The 12853-nt window shown below is 62.3% G+C and carries 12 protein-coding genes; 8 read left to right on the forward strand and 4 right to left on the reverse strand.

The genetic code is table 11. The features are described 5' to 3' along the window. Positions 1 to 20 precede the first annotated feature (20 nt). Together OCK01_RS20080 and OCK01_RS20085 are read left to right on the forward strand one after the other, a co-directional pair. Positions 21 to 1922: a hypothetical protein gene (locus tag OCK01_RS20080; RefSeq protein WP_263825484.1), complete on the forward strand. Its 1902-nt coding sequence runs from the start codon at positions 21 to 23 to the stop codon at positions 1920 to 1922. 104 nt (positions 1923 to 2026) lie between these two features. Beyond that, entirely contained in the window at positions 2027 to 2422 is a 396-nt protein-coding gene (locus OCK01_RS20085; RefSeq protein ID WP_263825485.1) for a DoxX family protein, read from the forward strand. A 47-nt stretch (positions 2423 to 2469) separates the two neighbouring features. On the opposite strand, the gene OCK01_RS20090 is transcribed toward OCK01_RS20085, so the two are convergent. Together OCK01_RS20090 and oiaX are read right to left on the reverse strand one after the other, a co-directional pair. After that, the gene (locus tag OCK01_RS20090) at positions 2470 to 3795 is read right to left on the reverse strand and encodes a four-carbon acid sugar kinase family protein (protein ID WP_263825486.1); all 1326 of its coding nucleotides are present in this window, start codon (positions 3793 to 3795) and stop codon (positions 2470 to 2472) included. A 21-nt stretch (positions 3796 to 3816) separates the two neighbouring features. Further along, the gene (gene oiaX, locus OCK01_RS20095; RefSeq protein WP_263825487.1) at positions 3817 to 5073 is read right to left on the reverse strand and encodes a 3-oxo-isoapionate-4-phosphate decarboxylase OiaX; all 1257 of its coding nucleotides are present in this window, start codon (positions 5071 to 5073) and stop codon (positions 3817 to 3819) included. Between the two features lie 140 nt (positions 5074 to 5213). Here oiaX and OCK01_RS20100 point away from each other — a divergent pair, with 140 nt between their 5' ends. The 6 genes from OCK01_RS20100 (at position 5214) to OCK01_RS20125 (ending at position 11589) form a co-directional block, all read left to right on the forward strand. After that, positions 5214 to 5933, forward strand: a complete 720-nt coding sequence (locus OCK01_RS20100; protein ID WP_182829876.1) for a transcriptional regulator NanR — start codon at positions 5214 to 5216, stop codon at positions 5931 to 5933. A gap of 76 nt (positions 5934 to 6009) precedes the next feature. Further along, the gene (locus OCK01_RS20105; RefSeq protein WP_263825488.1) at positions 6010 to 6954 is read left to right on the forward strand and encodes a LysR family transcriptional regulator; all 945 of its coding nucleotides are present in this window, start codon (positions 6010 to 6012) and stop codon (positions 6952 to 6954) included. Positions 6955 to 7245: 291 nt separating this feature from the next. Next, the gene (locus OCK01_RS20110; protein WP_182829874.1) at positions 7246 to 8226 is read left to right on the forward strand and encodes an ABC transporter substrate-binding protein; all 981 of its coding nucleotides are present in this window, start codon (positions 7246 to 7248) and stop codon (positions 8224 to 8226) included. 84 nt (positions 8227 to 8310) lie between these two features. Then, positions 8311 to 9111 (forward strand): ABC transporter permease, encoded by an 801-nt coding sequence (locus OCK01_RS20115; protein WP_263825489.1) that lies wholly within the window; start codon positions 8311 to 8313, stop codon positions 9109 to 9111. Between the two features lie 10 nt (positions 9112 to 9121). Further along, positions 9122 to 9913, forward strand: a complete 792-nt coding sequence (locus OCK01_RS20120) for an ABC transporter ATP-binding protein (protein ID WP_263825490.1) — start codon at positions 9122 to 9124, stop codon at positions 9911 to 9913. A 74-nt stretch (positions 9914 to 9987) separates the two neighbouring features. Then, a complete protein-coding gene (locus tag OCK01_RS20125; RefSeq protein ID WP_263825491.1) occupies positions 9988 to 11589 on the forward strand; it encodes a GMC family oxidoreductase in 1602 nt (533 codons plus the stop codon). Between the two features lie 4 nt (positions 11590 to 11593). On the opposite strand, the gene OCK01_RS20130 is transcribed toward OCK01_RS20125, so the two are convergent. Both OCK01_RS20130 and OCK01_RS20135 read right to left on the reverse strand, forming a co-directional pair. Further along, on the reverse strand, positions 11594 to 11833 hold the full coding sequence (locus OCK01_RS20130) for a WGR domain-containing protein (protein ID WP_263825492.1): 240 nt from the start codon (positions 11831 to 11833) through the stop codon (positions 11594 to 11596). A 90-nt stretch (positions 11834 to 11923) separates the two neighbouring features. After that, complete coding sequence (locus OCK01_RS20135) at positions 11924 to 12694, reverse strand: hydroxypyruvate isomerase family protein (protein WP_263825493.1); 771 nt, start codon at positions 12692 to 12694, stop codon at positions 11924 to 11926. Positions 12695 to 12853 lie beyond the last annotated feature (159 nt).

Here is a 12853-nt window from a genome sequence, read left to right on the forward strand (position 1 = left end):
CAATCCACGATGAGGAAACCATGAGCAGTCTCGATTTCCGTCTTTATGGAACCCATGAGCCGCCGGCGCCGATGCGCCGGCTGACGGCCGGGCCTCTGAGTGTCGACCTGCAGGACGGCAATCTCCGCACCCTCCGCTATCGTGGCCACGAAGTGTTGCGCGCCATCGCTTTCCTGGTGCGCGACAAGGATTGGGGAACCTGCGCGGGAAAGATTTCCGACCTTGCGATCCATGAGAACGAGGCCCATTTCCGCATCACCTATCGCGCAAGCTATTCCGCTCCCGATGGCGCAAGGCTCTTCGCCGACATCGTCATAGAAGGAGAGGCGGAGCGCATTCGCTTCGCGGCGGATTTCATGGCGGAAGGCGATTTCGAGACCGCCCGCGCCGGCTTCACCGTGCTGCACCCCATTGTCGGCCTGTCCGGTCAGCCGGTCACGGTGCGGCATGCGGATGGATCGGTGGAGGACGCGGTCTGGCCGAAGACCATAGAGCCCTGGCAACCTTTCAAGGAGATTTCGGCCATCACCCATTCGCCTGCACTAGGCATCAAGGCAGAGGCCCGCTTCTCCGGCGACATCTTCGAAATGGAGGACCAGCGCAACTGGACCGACGGTTCCTACAAGACCTATGTCCGGCCCCTGGCGCTCCCCTGGCCCTACCGGCTCGAAGGCGGCACGCAGCACAGCCAGAGCGTCGAGCTGGTCATCTCCGCGGAGACCGCCGCGCCGGCGTTGTCGCACTCGGATGAGCCTGTGGATCTCACCCTGTCTTCGACGTCCTACCGTCTGCCTGACATCGGCGTCGGCCTCCGCCCCGATTGCATGGAAGCCGAAGCGTCTCATCTTTCGCTGCTGGCGAAGATCGGCGCGCGCCATCTCATCGCCCATTACGACCCTCTCGCCGGACACGGCATCGACGCGCTCCGGCATTACGCCAGCGTGGCGCGGCAGACTGATCTCAAGATGACGCTCGAATGCGCCGTCCCCTGCCGGCGGCCGCTCGATGAGGAAATGGCCGAACTCGCCGCCCTCGTTGAGCGAGCCGACCTGCCGCTGGACACGCTGTTCGTCTGCCCCTCGGTCGATCGGCAATCGACGCCGCCGGGCTCGGCATGGCCGGAATGCCCGCCTCTTGAAAACCTCTATCAGGCGGCGCGGGCGGCCTTCCCGCGCGTCCGGCTGGGCGGCGGCATGCTCTCCTATTTCACCGAACTCAACCGCAAGCGCATTCCCGGCGACCTCGTCGATTATGTGAGCCATTGCACCAATCCCATCGTGCATGCGGCCGACGATCTCTCGGTGATGCAGACATTCGAGGCGCTTTCCGATGTTGTCGCCTCCGCACGCGCGATCTACGCCGACAAGCCCTATCGCATCGGCCCTTCGACCATCGCCATGCGCCAGAACCCTTATGGTTCGGCGACCAAGGACAATCCGTCTTTGTCGCGCATCCCCATGGCCAATGTCGATCCGCGCCATAACGGCCTGTTCGGCGCTGCTTTCGCGCTCGCCTACGCGGCGGCCACGCTGCCGGCAGGACTCGAGCTTCTCACATTGTCCACACTTGCAGGGCCATTCGGCTTGATCGCCGGCGAGGGCGAGCCTTGCGCCGCCGGCGCGATCCGTCCAATCGGCCACGTCATCGGCGAACTCGGCCGCCTTTCCGGCCAACCGGCCTGGGCGCTCACCTCGGACGCGCCTTCGGACATTCTCGGGCTCGCCGTGGAAGGCGAGGAGGGCGTTTTCGTACTGGCGGCGAACATGACCCCGTATGAACGGACGGTCAGGCTTCCCGGCCCCGCCAGCAGAGTTTCTCTCCTGACAACGGAAAGTCTCGGCGAGGGCTTCCGGCCCGGGTTGGTTTCAGAAACCGTCGCCCTGCCGCCATACGCCTGTCTCAAGGCGTTGATCTCTCATTGAAAACATGTTCACGAGGAAGTTATCTGGAGTTGACGTGACAAGTTTTTCGAGCCGTGCGATGGCGCTGAGGCATAGTCCTCCCAGCCAAGCAAGGCAGTAAACACATGACGCTGACCAACAGACTGACCTCCTATTCGCCCTATATGCTCAGCATCACCCGCATCATGTCGGGCCTTCTCTTTCTCGAGCATGGCACCGCCAAGCTGCTCGGCTTCCCCCTGTCCGACATGAATCCGGCCGCTTTCAGCCTGAGCTGGTGGGCGGGCGTCATCGAACTGGTCTGCGGCATTCTCTTGACCGTCGGCTTCCTCACCCGTCCGGCTGCCTTCATCGCCTCGGGCATGTGCGCCTTCGCCTATTTCATCGCGCATGCGCCGCAGAATTTCTTCCCGATGAACAATGGCGGCGACGCGGCGATCCTCTACTGCTTCCTGTTCCTGTATCTGGTCTTTGCCGGCGCGGGTCCGCTCAGCGTCGACGCCCAGCGCGCAAGGGCCTGATCCATCTCTCACGCGGGGAGGGCGGACAGCCGCCCTCTCTCGAAACGTCAGGGACGACCGGCGCGGATCATCGAAAAGTAATCGTCGCCGCCGACTTGACCGCCCTTCAGCGCGATCTGCAAGCCATCGAGAGCGCCGCCATGCGCCGTGCAGAGCGGCGAGCCCGGCGTCTGCGGCAAGGGCATGGCCAGCGTCAGCGCCTCGATCCCCATTTCGCCGAGCGCATGGCTGGACGTATCGCCGCCGGCCACCACCGCGCGGCGAAGTTTCGCTTCAACCAGCAGACGTTTCTGGATCTTTCCCAGCCCCCGACCAATCCGGTGACGCGCGCCCTCGCGCATATCGATCTCGCTGCCGCGATCGGCGGAGGGTCCGAGCGCCGTGAAGATGACCGGGCTCGCGCCGCGCGACAGGATCTCCAAACCAGCGACCACGCCGCGTTCAACCTCGTTTTCCGCATTGTCGCCGGTCAAATGCAGCGGATCGAGCGCTACCGCTTCAAACCCATGCGCCAGCGCATGACGGATCTGCCGCTCCGTCGTCGGCGACACGGACCCGGAGACCACGGCGATCTGCTCGACGGGCCCGACCGGCTCAAAAACCGGCTTCGCACCGATCAGCCCCTCCTGCCGCCAGGCTTCGATCAGCGCATATTCGACGCCCGAGGAGCCGCAGACGAAACGGCCGCGATCCCGCAGCGCATTCCACAAGATCTGCCCCGCGGCGGCCTGCGTGCCCGCGTCCAGGACGTCGATGAGGAGAATGGCGGGATCTTCCGCAAGCGCCGCACTCAACGCGCCGGCGACATCGGGACCCGTGAGCCCGGTGCAATCGAGCAGCGCCGACGAAAGCTCCGTCTGGCGCGCGAGATGCAGCAGAATATCCGCCTCATCCATCGGCGTCACCGGATGCCGGCTCATCACCGGATGTCGGTCGATGCGGTAATTCCTGCCCTGATAGGCGGCGAACAACTGGCCGAAAGCGGTGTAGCGGCGGATCTGCGGCGCGCCGACGATGAGGCTCGTGGTCCGATTTCCGAATATGTTTGCGCCGATCTCGATCGCCCTGCCGATATTTCCGATCCCCGGGCTGGAATCGAAGGTCGAGCAGACCTTATAATGACAGAGTTCGGCGTCGAGCCCGCCAAGCCACCTCAAGGCATCGCTCAGATGGACATCCATCCAGTCCGGGCTTTCGCTGCGGCTCGTACCGGCAAGACCCATGGCGCGCGCCTGCCGAAACCGCTCCACCAACTCGCCGCCGGGCTTCTTCAAAAACAACACCGTATCGACGCCGTTGGACGCGAGCGCCTCCATTACATCGGTCGAGCCGGTAAAATCGTCGCCGTAATAGCTGATCAGGGGGCGGGTCATATCCTACTCCGGGAAGGGGTCTCAGGCGGCCTTGCCGTCGGCGAATTTCTCGATCGAGCGGGCGAGTTCGGTATGATCGCGCGCATAGTCGTCGAGCGGGATATCCGCCGCCGCCGCCTCCCAGGCCTGCCGGACGGCCTTGACGCCCGCGCCGGGCCCATCCGGATGGCTGACGATGCCGCCGCCGCAGAGATAGAGGAGATCGGTCGAGCCGCCGGTGGCCTTGATCGTATCCGGCGCCTGTCCGCCCCACTGGCCCGAACCGATCACCGGCAGGGGGCAATCGGAGGCGTCGAAGATCGGCGTCGACACCGCTTGATAGGAGCGCACGAAACTCTCGTCGGGCTCCCAGTATTTGACGCGGATGCCGTTGATCTGGAACTGGTCGACGCCGAGCAGACGCCAGAACTGTTGCCAGACGGAGAATTCGAAGCCGATGCCGGCATGCCGGGTGAGAACATCCCAGCCATTGCGATGAGCATGCAGCACGAGGCCCGAACGCTTGCGCAGGAAGCTCATGCCACTGAACCCGATCGAGTTGATGTTGACGACGGCGCAATTGCCGCCAGCCTTGAGCACAAGATCATGATTGCGCATCATCTCATTGGGATCGGCATGCGAAATGCCGAAGGCGTACATCACCTTCTTGCCGGTCTTCTGCTCGTGGTCGAGAATGCGCGGCATGATCGCCGCAACCCGGTCCTCGAGCGACGAATAGGCCGGGCTCATCAGCTTCTCGTCGTCCTTGATGAAATCGACGCCGGCCTCGATCAGTTCGCCGACCATCTCCGCCGTCTCATGCGGTCGCAGGCCGAGCGCCGGCTTGACGATGGTGCCGATGATGGGCCGATCCGCGACGCCGGTCAGTTTGCGACTGCCTTGCACGCCGAATTGCGGTCCGGGATGAGCGGCGCGGAACGCGTCGGGCAGTTTGAGATCGACGATACGGATGCCGGTCATGCCCTTGATCGAAAAGACCCCGCCGATGCAGATCGTCATCAGCGCGGAGAGATCAGTCCCCACCGCATCCAGGGGAAAATCGATATCGACATCGGCGCGGTGAAACAGTTTCGCGCCGCCGCCTTCGTCCGGAAATGAAGGCTTGTCGGTCGGGGGCAGGGGGCGGATCTCGACGACGCGGGCCGCGACGCGGGCCTTGAGTTCTTCCGTTTCCCCAGGCAGCTCCACGAATGTGCCGGTGGATTGGTCGCTGGCGATCTTGGCGGCCATTTTTTCGATGGAGCCCGCTGTTTCGATACGATAGGTGACCCGGATCACGCCGCTCCTCCCCGAGCATTCGCGTTGCAGCTAGATGGCAACTGGTATAATGAGTATCACTGTCATGCAAGGGCCTGCCGACGGTTTTCTTGCTTCGCGCAATCGTGCATAAGATCAGCGGCGAAACAGAAGGTGACGCGATGACTATCCTCTCCGAACCGATCGTGCGGCGGAAACTTTCCGACGAGGTGTTTTTGCGTTTAAAGGCGCTCATCGAAACCGGCGAACTCAAGGCCGGCGACGAAATGCCGTCCGAGAGAACACTGATGGAGCGGTTCGACGTCGGCCGGCCGGCGATCCGCGAAGCCATGCAGGCCTTGGCCGGCAAGGGACTGGTGGAAATCTCGCATGGCGAACGCGCGCGGGTGTTGAAGGTCACCGCCCAATCCCTGCTGCGCCAGGTGGATCTGCCCGCCAAGGTCATGCTGGCGGGTTCTTCGGATTCGCTCGAACATCTGAAGTCAGCCCGCATCTTTTTCGAGCGCGGCATGGTGCGCGAGGCGGCGGAGAAAGCAACCGACGAGCAGATCCGCGAACTCAAGTCCAAGCTCGAAAAGCAGAAAGCGCAGCTCGGCGATTCCGAAGGTTTCATCGGCGCCGATATGGAATTCCATACGGCGATCGCCCGCATCTCCGGCAATCCGATTTTCGAGGCGGTGAGCGAGGCCATGCTCGGCTGGCTCAAAGCCTATCACACGGAAATGCTGATCTGGACCGGCAAGGAGAATTTCACGCTGGCCGAGCACGAGGATATCATCGCCGCCATCGAAGCCCATGATCCCGATGCTGCCGAAAACGCCATGATCAAGCATTTGGAGCGCTCTCGCGCGCTCTACGCCCTCAAGAACGGGCTGGGCTGAGAGGCTCGCGAACGATAAGCTCGATTGAACGGAGACGCCGGACCGGCGAAACCGACGAACACCGGACATCCGCCGTATGCGCTTCACGCTGAGACAGCTCGAATATTTCATCGCCGCCGGCGAAACCGGCAGCATTTCGCAGGCGTCCGAGCGCATCAACATCTCCTCGCCCTCGATCTCCACGGCGATTTCGCAATTGGAGCAGGAGCTGGAAGTGCAGCTCTTCGTCCGTCATCACGCCCAGGGCCTGTCGCTGACGCCGGCCGGACGCGTGATGCTGATGGAGGCGAAGCGGCTGATCGAACAGGCCGAAGCGATGTATTCGGCCGCCACGGCGACCTCGGAAGAGGTGAGGGGGCAGCTCAATATCGGCTGCCTGACCACGCTCGCGCCGATGATCCTGCCGGAATTGGCGCTTTCCTTCATGTCCGCTTTCCCGAAGGCGTCGATCCGCCCCTTCGCCGATCACCAGGAAACGCTGCTGTCAGGGCTGCATAAGGCGACGATCGACGTCGCCATCACCTATGACCTGCAGATTCCGCAGGGCATAGACTTCCTACCGCTCGTCGACCTGCCCGTGCATGCGGTCGTCGGCGAAACGCATCCCCTGGCCCGCCAATCCGCCGTGACGTTGCAGGAACTGGTCGAGCTGCCGTTGATCCTCCTGGATATGCCGATTTCTGCGGAGTATTTCATGGCGCTCTTCCTCAAGGAGGGTCTCCAGCCCACCATAGGCTTCCGCTTCTCGCAACCGGATGTCATCCGCACCATGGTCGCCAACGGCTACGGTTATACGCTCGCCAATGTCACGTCGCGCTCCGAGCAGGCGCTGGACGGCCGCCGCGTCACGCGCGTGCGGCTCGCGGGCAATCACAGGCCGATGACCATCGGCGTCGCGACGCTCAAGCAGCTGCGAAAATCGCGCCTGCTTTCCGCCTTCAGCGCGCATGCCCGCGCGTTCATTTCCGATTCCTATATTCCAGGGATGGTGGCGCCGGCGATGGGCCACAAGCGCCGCTGACGAGATAGAAAAGCTGGATCTGCTTGCAAAAAGGCAGGCGCCCAAGGCCTTGTAGCCGCCTGCACATTTTTTGACCTTTTTTCGCACCAGCTCATGCGAATGGCTGCTGATTAGGTTTTTCCTAATCAGATTCGTCAGAAAAGTCTATTTTTCCAAATGAACGTTCCATGCTTACTTGTATAGGCAACGAAAAAAGACGCCGGTCCGGCACGGTCTTGGGCTCCTCCCGCCCAAGCGACATCCGTCGGGAGCCAGGACGTCGAGAACGAACCACAGACAAGGGAACGTCACATGAAATCTCTTTCTCGCCTGTTCAAGACTTCGCTGGCCGCCGGCGTCGCGCTCCTCGCGGCTGGCGCCGCCGAAGCCGGAACGATGAAGCTCGGCATGACAACCTGGGTCGGTTACGGCCCGCTCTTCCTCGCGCGCGACCTTGGCTACTTCAAGGAAAAGGGCCTGGATGTCGATCTGCAGATCGTCGAAGACCATGCGCTCGCCATGGCGGCCGAAGCCTCGGGCGAACTCGACGGCGACGCCGGCACGATCGACGAGACGCTGCAATACCGCACCAAGGAATTCTGCTTCAAGACGGTCTATGCGCTCGACGACAGCCACGGCGGCGACGGCATGCTGACGCCGACCACCGTCAATTCCATCAAGGATTTGAAGGGCATGGAAGTCGGCCTCAACGAAGGCTCAGTCTCGCAGTTCTGGTTCAACATCCTGCTCAAGCGCGAAGGCATGACGGAAGCGGACGTCAAGGTCACCAACATGACCGCCGACGACGCCGCCGCCGCCTTCATGGCAGACCGCATCCCTGTCGCCGTGACTTGGGAGCCGCATCTGACGCTGGCCAAGAAGGCCAACAAGGGCAAGGTGCTGATCGACTCCTCCAAGACCCCGGGCGTGATCGTCGATGTGCTGTCGCTGCGCTGCGACTATATCGAAAAGCACCCGGAAGACGTGAAAGCTCTGGTCGAAGGCCTCTACAAGGCCAATGAATACATCAAGACCAACAAGGAAGAGGCTTACGCCATCATGGCCAAGGGCGTTGGCGGCTGGCTGTCCGATCCCAAGGATTTCGCCGATTCCGCCGCCGGGGTGAACTTCTACGGCAAGGACGAGAACGCCCGCTTCTTCAAAGGCGGCGCCGATAGTGAGGCCGGCACGTTGATCAAGCTCGGCAACGAGATCTGGGGCGGCTTCGGCAAGGTCAAGATGGACGCCAAGTTCGAGGACGTCGTCGACGCCCAGTTCCTCGACATCAAGTAACGCTCACCTCTTCGCCGGGCGGCCCAGCCGTCCGGTCTGAAGACGCGCCTCGCCTGTCCCGAAGGCTGGAGCTGGAGTTTCGATTTGTCTCAACGTTCTCTTCTCAAAGACATGGCGTCGCCGTTTCGCGCGATTCCGCCGACGCTGACGGCGGGCCTCGGCGTGCTGGTCTGGGTGCTGGTCATCGGCTTCTGGATCCTGGTGACCTTGTCCGGCTACGTGCCGGACATGTTTCTGCCGAGCCCCGGCCATGTCCTTGAAACCACGCTAAAATTTGCTCAGAACGGCCAACTTTGGGAACACACGTCCTCAAGTCTCAAGGTCGTGATGCTCGGCTTCGTCGTCTCCTCCGTCTTCGCGGTCCCCCTCGGGTTGCTGATGGGCTCCTACCGCGTCGTGCAGGGGCTGTTCGATCCGCTGGTCAACTTCATCCGCTATCTGCCGGTCACCTCCTTCGTGCCGCTGTTCATCCTGTGGATCGGCATCGGCATCGAGCAGAAGATGGCCGTGATCATCTTCGGCATATTCTTCCAGCAATTGGTGATGATCGCCGACGCCGCGCATTCGGTGCCGCGCGACCTGATCAACGCCGCCTATACGCTCGGCACGCGCCGCATCGAGACCGTGTTCCACATCGTTCTGCCGGCGACCCTGCCCAACATTCTCGACGTGCTGCGCGTCACCATGGGCTGGGCCTGGACCTATCTGGTGGTCGCCGAACTCGTCGCCGCCCGCGCCGGCCTCGGCTATATCTCGCTGAAGGCGGCGCGCGGCTTCCAGGTCGATGTCATCTTCATGGCGATCGCCATGATCGGCCTGCTCGGCCTCTGCACCGACAAGATCTTCCGCCTCATTCGCCGCTATCTGGCGCCCTGGGCCAATTGAGAGGCGCCGCATGTCCAAACTCGATTACAATTCCTCGGATATTTCCGTCTCGCATGTACAGTTGCGTTACGGCGCGGGCAAGAAATCGGTTCTCGCGCTCAACGACATCTCGTTGCATGTCGAAAAGAACGAGTTCTGCGTCATCGTCGGGCCATCAGGCTGCGGAAAGTCGAGTCTTCTCTATCTGATCGCCGGGCTCGAGGACCGGACCGGCGGCGACATCGCGGTGGGGAGCCGCAGCGTCACCGAACCGGGGCCCGATCGCGGCATGGTCTTCCAGGGCTACACGCTGTTTCCCTGGCTGACGGTCGCGCAGAATGTCGAATACGGCCCGAAGCGAAAAGGCGTCAACCCCGCCACCCGCAAGGATCTGGTCGAGCATTATCTCGCCGAGGTCGGCCTGTCGAAATTCGCCAACCATTATCCTTCCCAACTGTCGGGCGGCATGAAGCAACGCGTCGCCATCGCCCGCGCGCTCGCCAACGATCCCGAAGTGCTGCTGATGGACGAACCCTTCGGCGCGCTCGACAGCCAGACGCGCCACCAGATGCAGAAACTGCTGCTGCGCGTGTGGGAATCGACCAAGAAGACCGTGCTCTTCGTCACCCATGACATCGAGGAAGCGATCCTGCTCGCGGACCGCGTGCTGGTCATGTCCGGGCGGCCCGGCCTGATCAAGAAGGAAATCAGGGTCACGATCCCCCGGCCGCGCTCGGCCGACATCGTGCTGGAGCCGGAATTCATCGCTATGAAGCGGGAGATCCTGGAGCTCTTGAGAAATGACGAGGACGACGCGCACTAAGCGTCGTCGCCCTTCCACCCACGCAATACCAGTCTCGCGCCGGGCTTCTGGCGCGACAGGGCGGAGACATGCGCATGGATAAGCTCGAATTCGATTACGTGATCGTCGGCGCAGGCTCCGCAGGTTGCGTGCTCGCCAACCGGTTGAGCGCAGATGCGACGAAAACCGTCTGCCTGATCGAAGGCGGCGGCTCGGATGACAGTCTCAGGGTGAAAGTGCCGGCCGGCATCCTCTCGCTCTACGGCAATCCGCGCTTCGATTACGGCTATGTCGGCGTTCCGCAAGCAGAGATGAACGGCCGGCGCATTCCGGTCAATCGCGGCAAGGCGCTCGGCGGCTCCTCCACGATCAATTCGATGATCTATATCCGCGGCGCCCGCGAGGATTACGACGAATGGGCCGCGCTGGGCTGCAAGGGATGGGGTTATGACGACGTGCTGCCGGTGTTCAGGAGTTTCGAACGAAACCTGATCGACCAGGACCCGACCTATCACGGCTTCGAAGGAGAACTTTTGGTCGACAGGCCGCGTGACCCCAATGTTGTAGCGCGCGCGTTCGTAGAGGCCGGCAAGCAGGCGGGCCTGCCGGAAAACAGTGATTTCAACGCCGCGAGCCAATATGGCGTCGGCATCTACAATGTGACGCAGGATAGAGGCAGCCGCTTTTCGTCGCACACGGCATTCATAAAACCGGTCGCGGGCAGGGCGAACCTCCATGTTTTGCCGGACACCGAAGTCGTCGATCTCGATATCGTGGGAGACAGGACAACCGCCGTAAATGTCGTGCGCGATGGAATTGCGCACAAGATTGTTGCGCGCGGTGAAATCATCCTGTCCGCAGGCTCCATCGGCAGTCCGCGCATTCTTCTTGCTTCGGGCCTCGGCCCCGCGCCTGAGCTCGCCGCCGCCGGCGTCGAGGTGAAGCGCGACATTCCCGGCGTCGGCAAGAACTTGCGCGATCATATAGACGGCATGATCACCATGCGCTCCAAAAGCCTCGAGACGCTCGGTCTGTCGCTCGGCAATCTGCCGGCGATCCTCGCGAGCCCGCTGAATTACCTCCTGCGCCGCAGGGGCATGCTGACCACAAACTATGTCGAAGCCGGCGGCTTCGCCAAGACGCGGCTCTCGACGGGCCTTCCCGATATCCAGTTTCATTTCGTGCCGGGCTATCGCAGCCATCGCGGCAGGCTGGTCGAATATGGCCACGGCTTTGCCGTGCATACCTGTGTTCTCCGGCCGAAAAGCATCGGCGAACTCAGGCTCACGGAAGATGGAACGCGCCGCAACGCGCTGATCGACCATCGCTTCTTCACCCGGTCGGAAGATCTGGACACGCTAGTCGAAGGCATCAAACTGGCCCGCTCGATCTTCGCCCAGCCGGCGCTGGCCGAACTCGAGGGCACGGAAATTCTCCCGGGTCGGGATGTCCGGACGGACGATGAAATTCGCGCCTATCTCCGCGCCGAGGCGCTTACGGTCTATCACCCCGTCGGCACGGTGAAGATGGGCGTCGACGACATGGCGGTGGTCGATCCGGAGACATTAAAGGTGAGGGGGCTTTCCAACCTCCGCGTCGCCGACGCCTCGATCATGCCGACGCTGATCGGCGGCAACACCAATGCGCCGTCGATGATGATCGGCGACAAATGCGCCCGGATGATCCGGTCCGCCTGACCCCTCAGGCATAGCCGCGCCGCCGCTTGATCCGCTCCAATCGCGCCCAGGCGCGCGCAGCGTCGTCTTCCGAGGCGAAGGTCTCGACTTTTTTCTGCCCTTCGCCGCCGATGCGGCCCCATTGACGGATGAGCGAGACTTCGCCGAACAGGGTGTGCTGCAGGCTGAGGAGATAGAAACGCGCCATGTTGCGGGTCGGATCGATGCGGTGAAGGCGCAAGGGGGTCGAGAATGAACCTGTCATGGCGCGATTCTTCCAGCCGCGCCGGCGCACGTCCAACGACTTCGGTGAATCGATCCGCCTCGACCGATTCACCGATGTGATGGATAGGGATCAGCGATAGCGGTCCAGCCATTTAAGACCGGCGGTCGTTCCCGCCATCGGCCGGTATTCGCACCCCACATATCCCTCATAACCCAGCGCGTCGAGTTCGCGGAAGATTCTGGCGTCGTCGAGTTCGCCGCTGCCCGGTTCTCCGCGATGCGGAACCGCCGCTGTCTGGATATGGCCGATCAGAGGAAACAGCGACCTCAGGCCGGTCAACACGTCGCCATGAAGGATCTGGCGGTGATGGATATCGAATTGCAGCCTGAGACAGGGATGGCCGATCCGATCGACCAACTCTGCGGCATCGTTGAAATCACCGAGAAAATATCCGGGCATATCGCGCGGATTGAGCGGCTCGATCAGGATTTCGGCGCCGATTGCGCCGGCTGTGTCGGCCGCCTTCGAAAGATTGTCGCGATAGACGCCGGCCGCAACGGAATTACCGCGTTCTGCGACGCCCGCCATGCAATGCAACTTCCTGACCCCGAGCGCGCCGGCATAGGTCACAGCGAGGCTCAGCGACGCGTCGAATTCGTCCTGGCGGCGCGGATCGACAGCCAGACCACGATCGCCGGCGCTCCAGTCGCCCGGCGGCATATTGATGAGCGCCACTGGCAAGCCGGCGTCCTCGACCCATCCGGCGATCTCGGCGGGAGCGTGACCATAGGGAAACAGGAATTCGACCGCATCGAAACCGGCTTCGGCCGCCGCCCTAAGCCGAGACTCGAACGGCATTTCCGTAAACAGCATGGTGAGGTTGGCGGCGAAACGCGGCATGGAGACTCCTGATATGAAGCAGAATGAAGCGGTTCGAGAGATCAGGCAACAGGCGGCACATTGGTGAATGGCACCTCCACAGCGGATAACGTGGTAATCTATATTATGGAACTTTGGAATATGCGTAAAAGCCGAGGGATGTTCGGCGCCGGTTGCGTA

It is taken from the genome of Rhizobium sp. TRM95796 (assembly GCF_025779995.1).
Classification (GTDB): Bacteria; Pseudomonadota; Alphaproteobacteria; order Rhizobiales; family Rhizobiaceae; genus Rhizobium_E.

What these genes read in the sequence shown, in the direction of transcription:
- OCK01_RS20105 (WP_263825488.1), top strand. Translation starts at nt 6,010, where the DNA reads ATGCGCTTCACGCTGAGACAGCTCGAATATTTCATCGCCGCCGGCGAA.
- OCK01_RS20080 (WP_263825484.1), top strand. Translation starts at nt 21, where the DNA reads ATGAGCAGTCTCGATTTCCGTCTTTATGGAACCCATGAGCCGCCGGCG.
- OCK01_RS20130 (WP_263825492.1), bottom strand. Translation starts at nt 11,833, where the DNA reads ATGACAGGTTCATTCTCGACCCCCTTGCGCCTTCACCGCATCGATCCG.
- OCK01_RS20100 (WP_182829876.1), top strand. Translation starts at nt 5,214, where the DNA reads ATGACTATCCTCTCCGAACCGATCGTGCGGCGGAAACTTTCCGACGAG.
- OCK01_RS20120 (WP_263825490.1), top strand. Translation starts at nt 9,122, where the DNA reads ATGTCCAAACTCGATTACAATTCCTCGGATATTTCCGTCTCGCATGTA.
- OCK01_RS20110 (WP_182829874.1), top strand. Translation starts at nt 7,246, where the DNA reads ATGAAATCTCTTTCTCGCCTGTTCAAGACTTCGCTGGCCGCCGGCGTC.
- OCK01_RS20125 (WP_263825491.1), top strand. Translation starts at nt 9,988, where the DNA reads ATGGATAAGCTCGAATTCGATTACGTGATCGTCGGCGCAGGCTCCGCA.
- OCK01_RS20085 (WP_263825485.1), top strand. Translation starts at nt 2,027, where the DNA reads ATGACGCTGACCAACAGACTGACCTCCTATTCGCCCTATATGCTCAGC.
- OCK01_RS20135 (WP_263825493.1), bottom strand. Translation starts at nt 12,694, where the DNA reads ATGCCGCGTTTCGCCGCCAACCTCACCATGCTGTTTACGGAAATGCCG.
- OCK01_RS20090 (WP_263825486.1), bottom strand. Translation starts at nt 3,795, where the DNA reads ATGACCCGCCCCCTGATCAGCTATTACGGCGACGATTTTACCGGCTCG.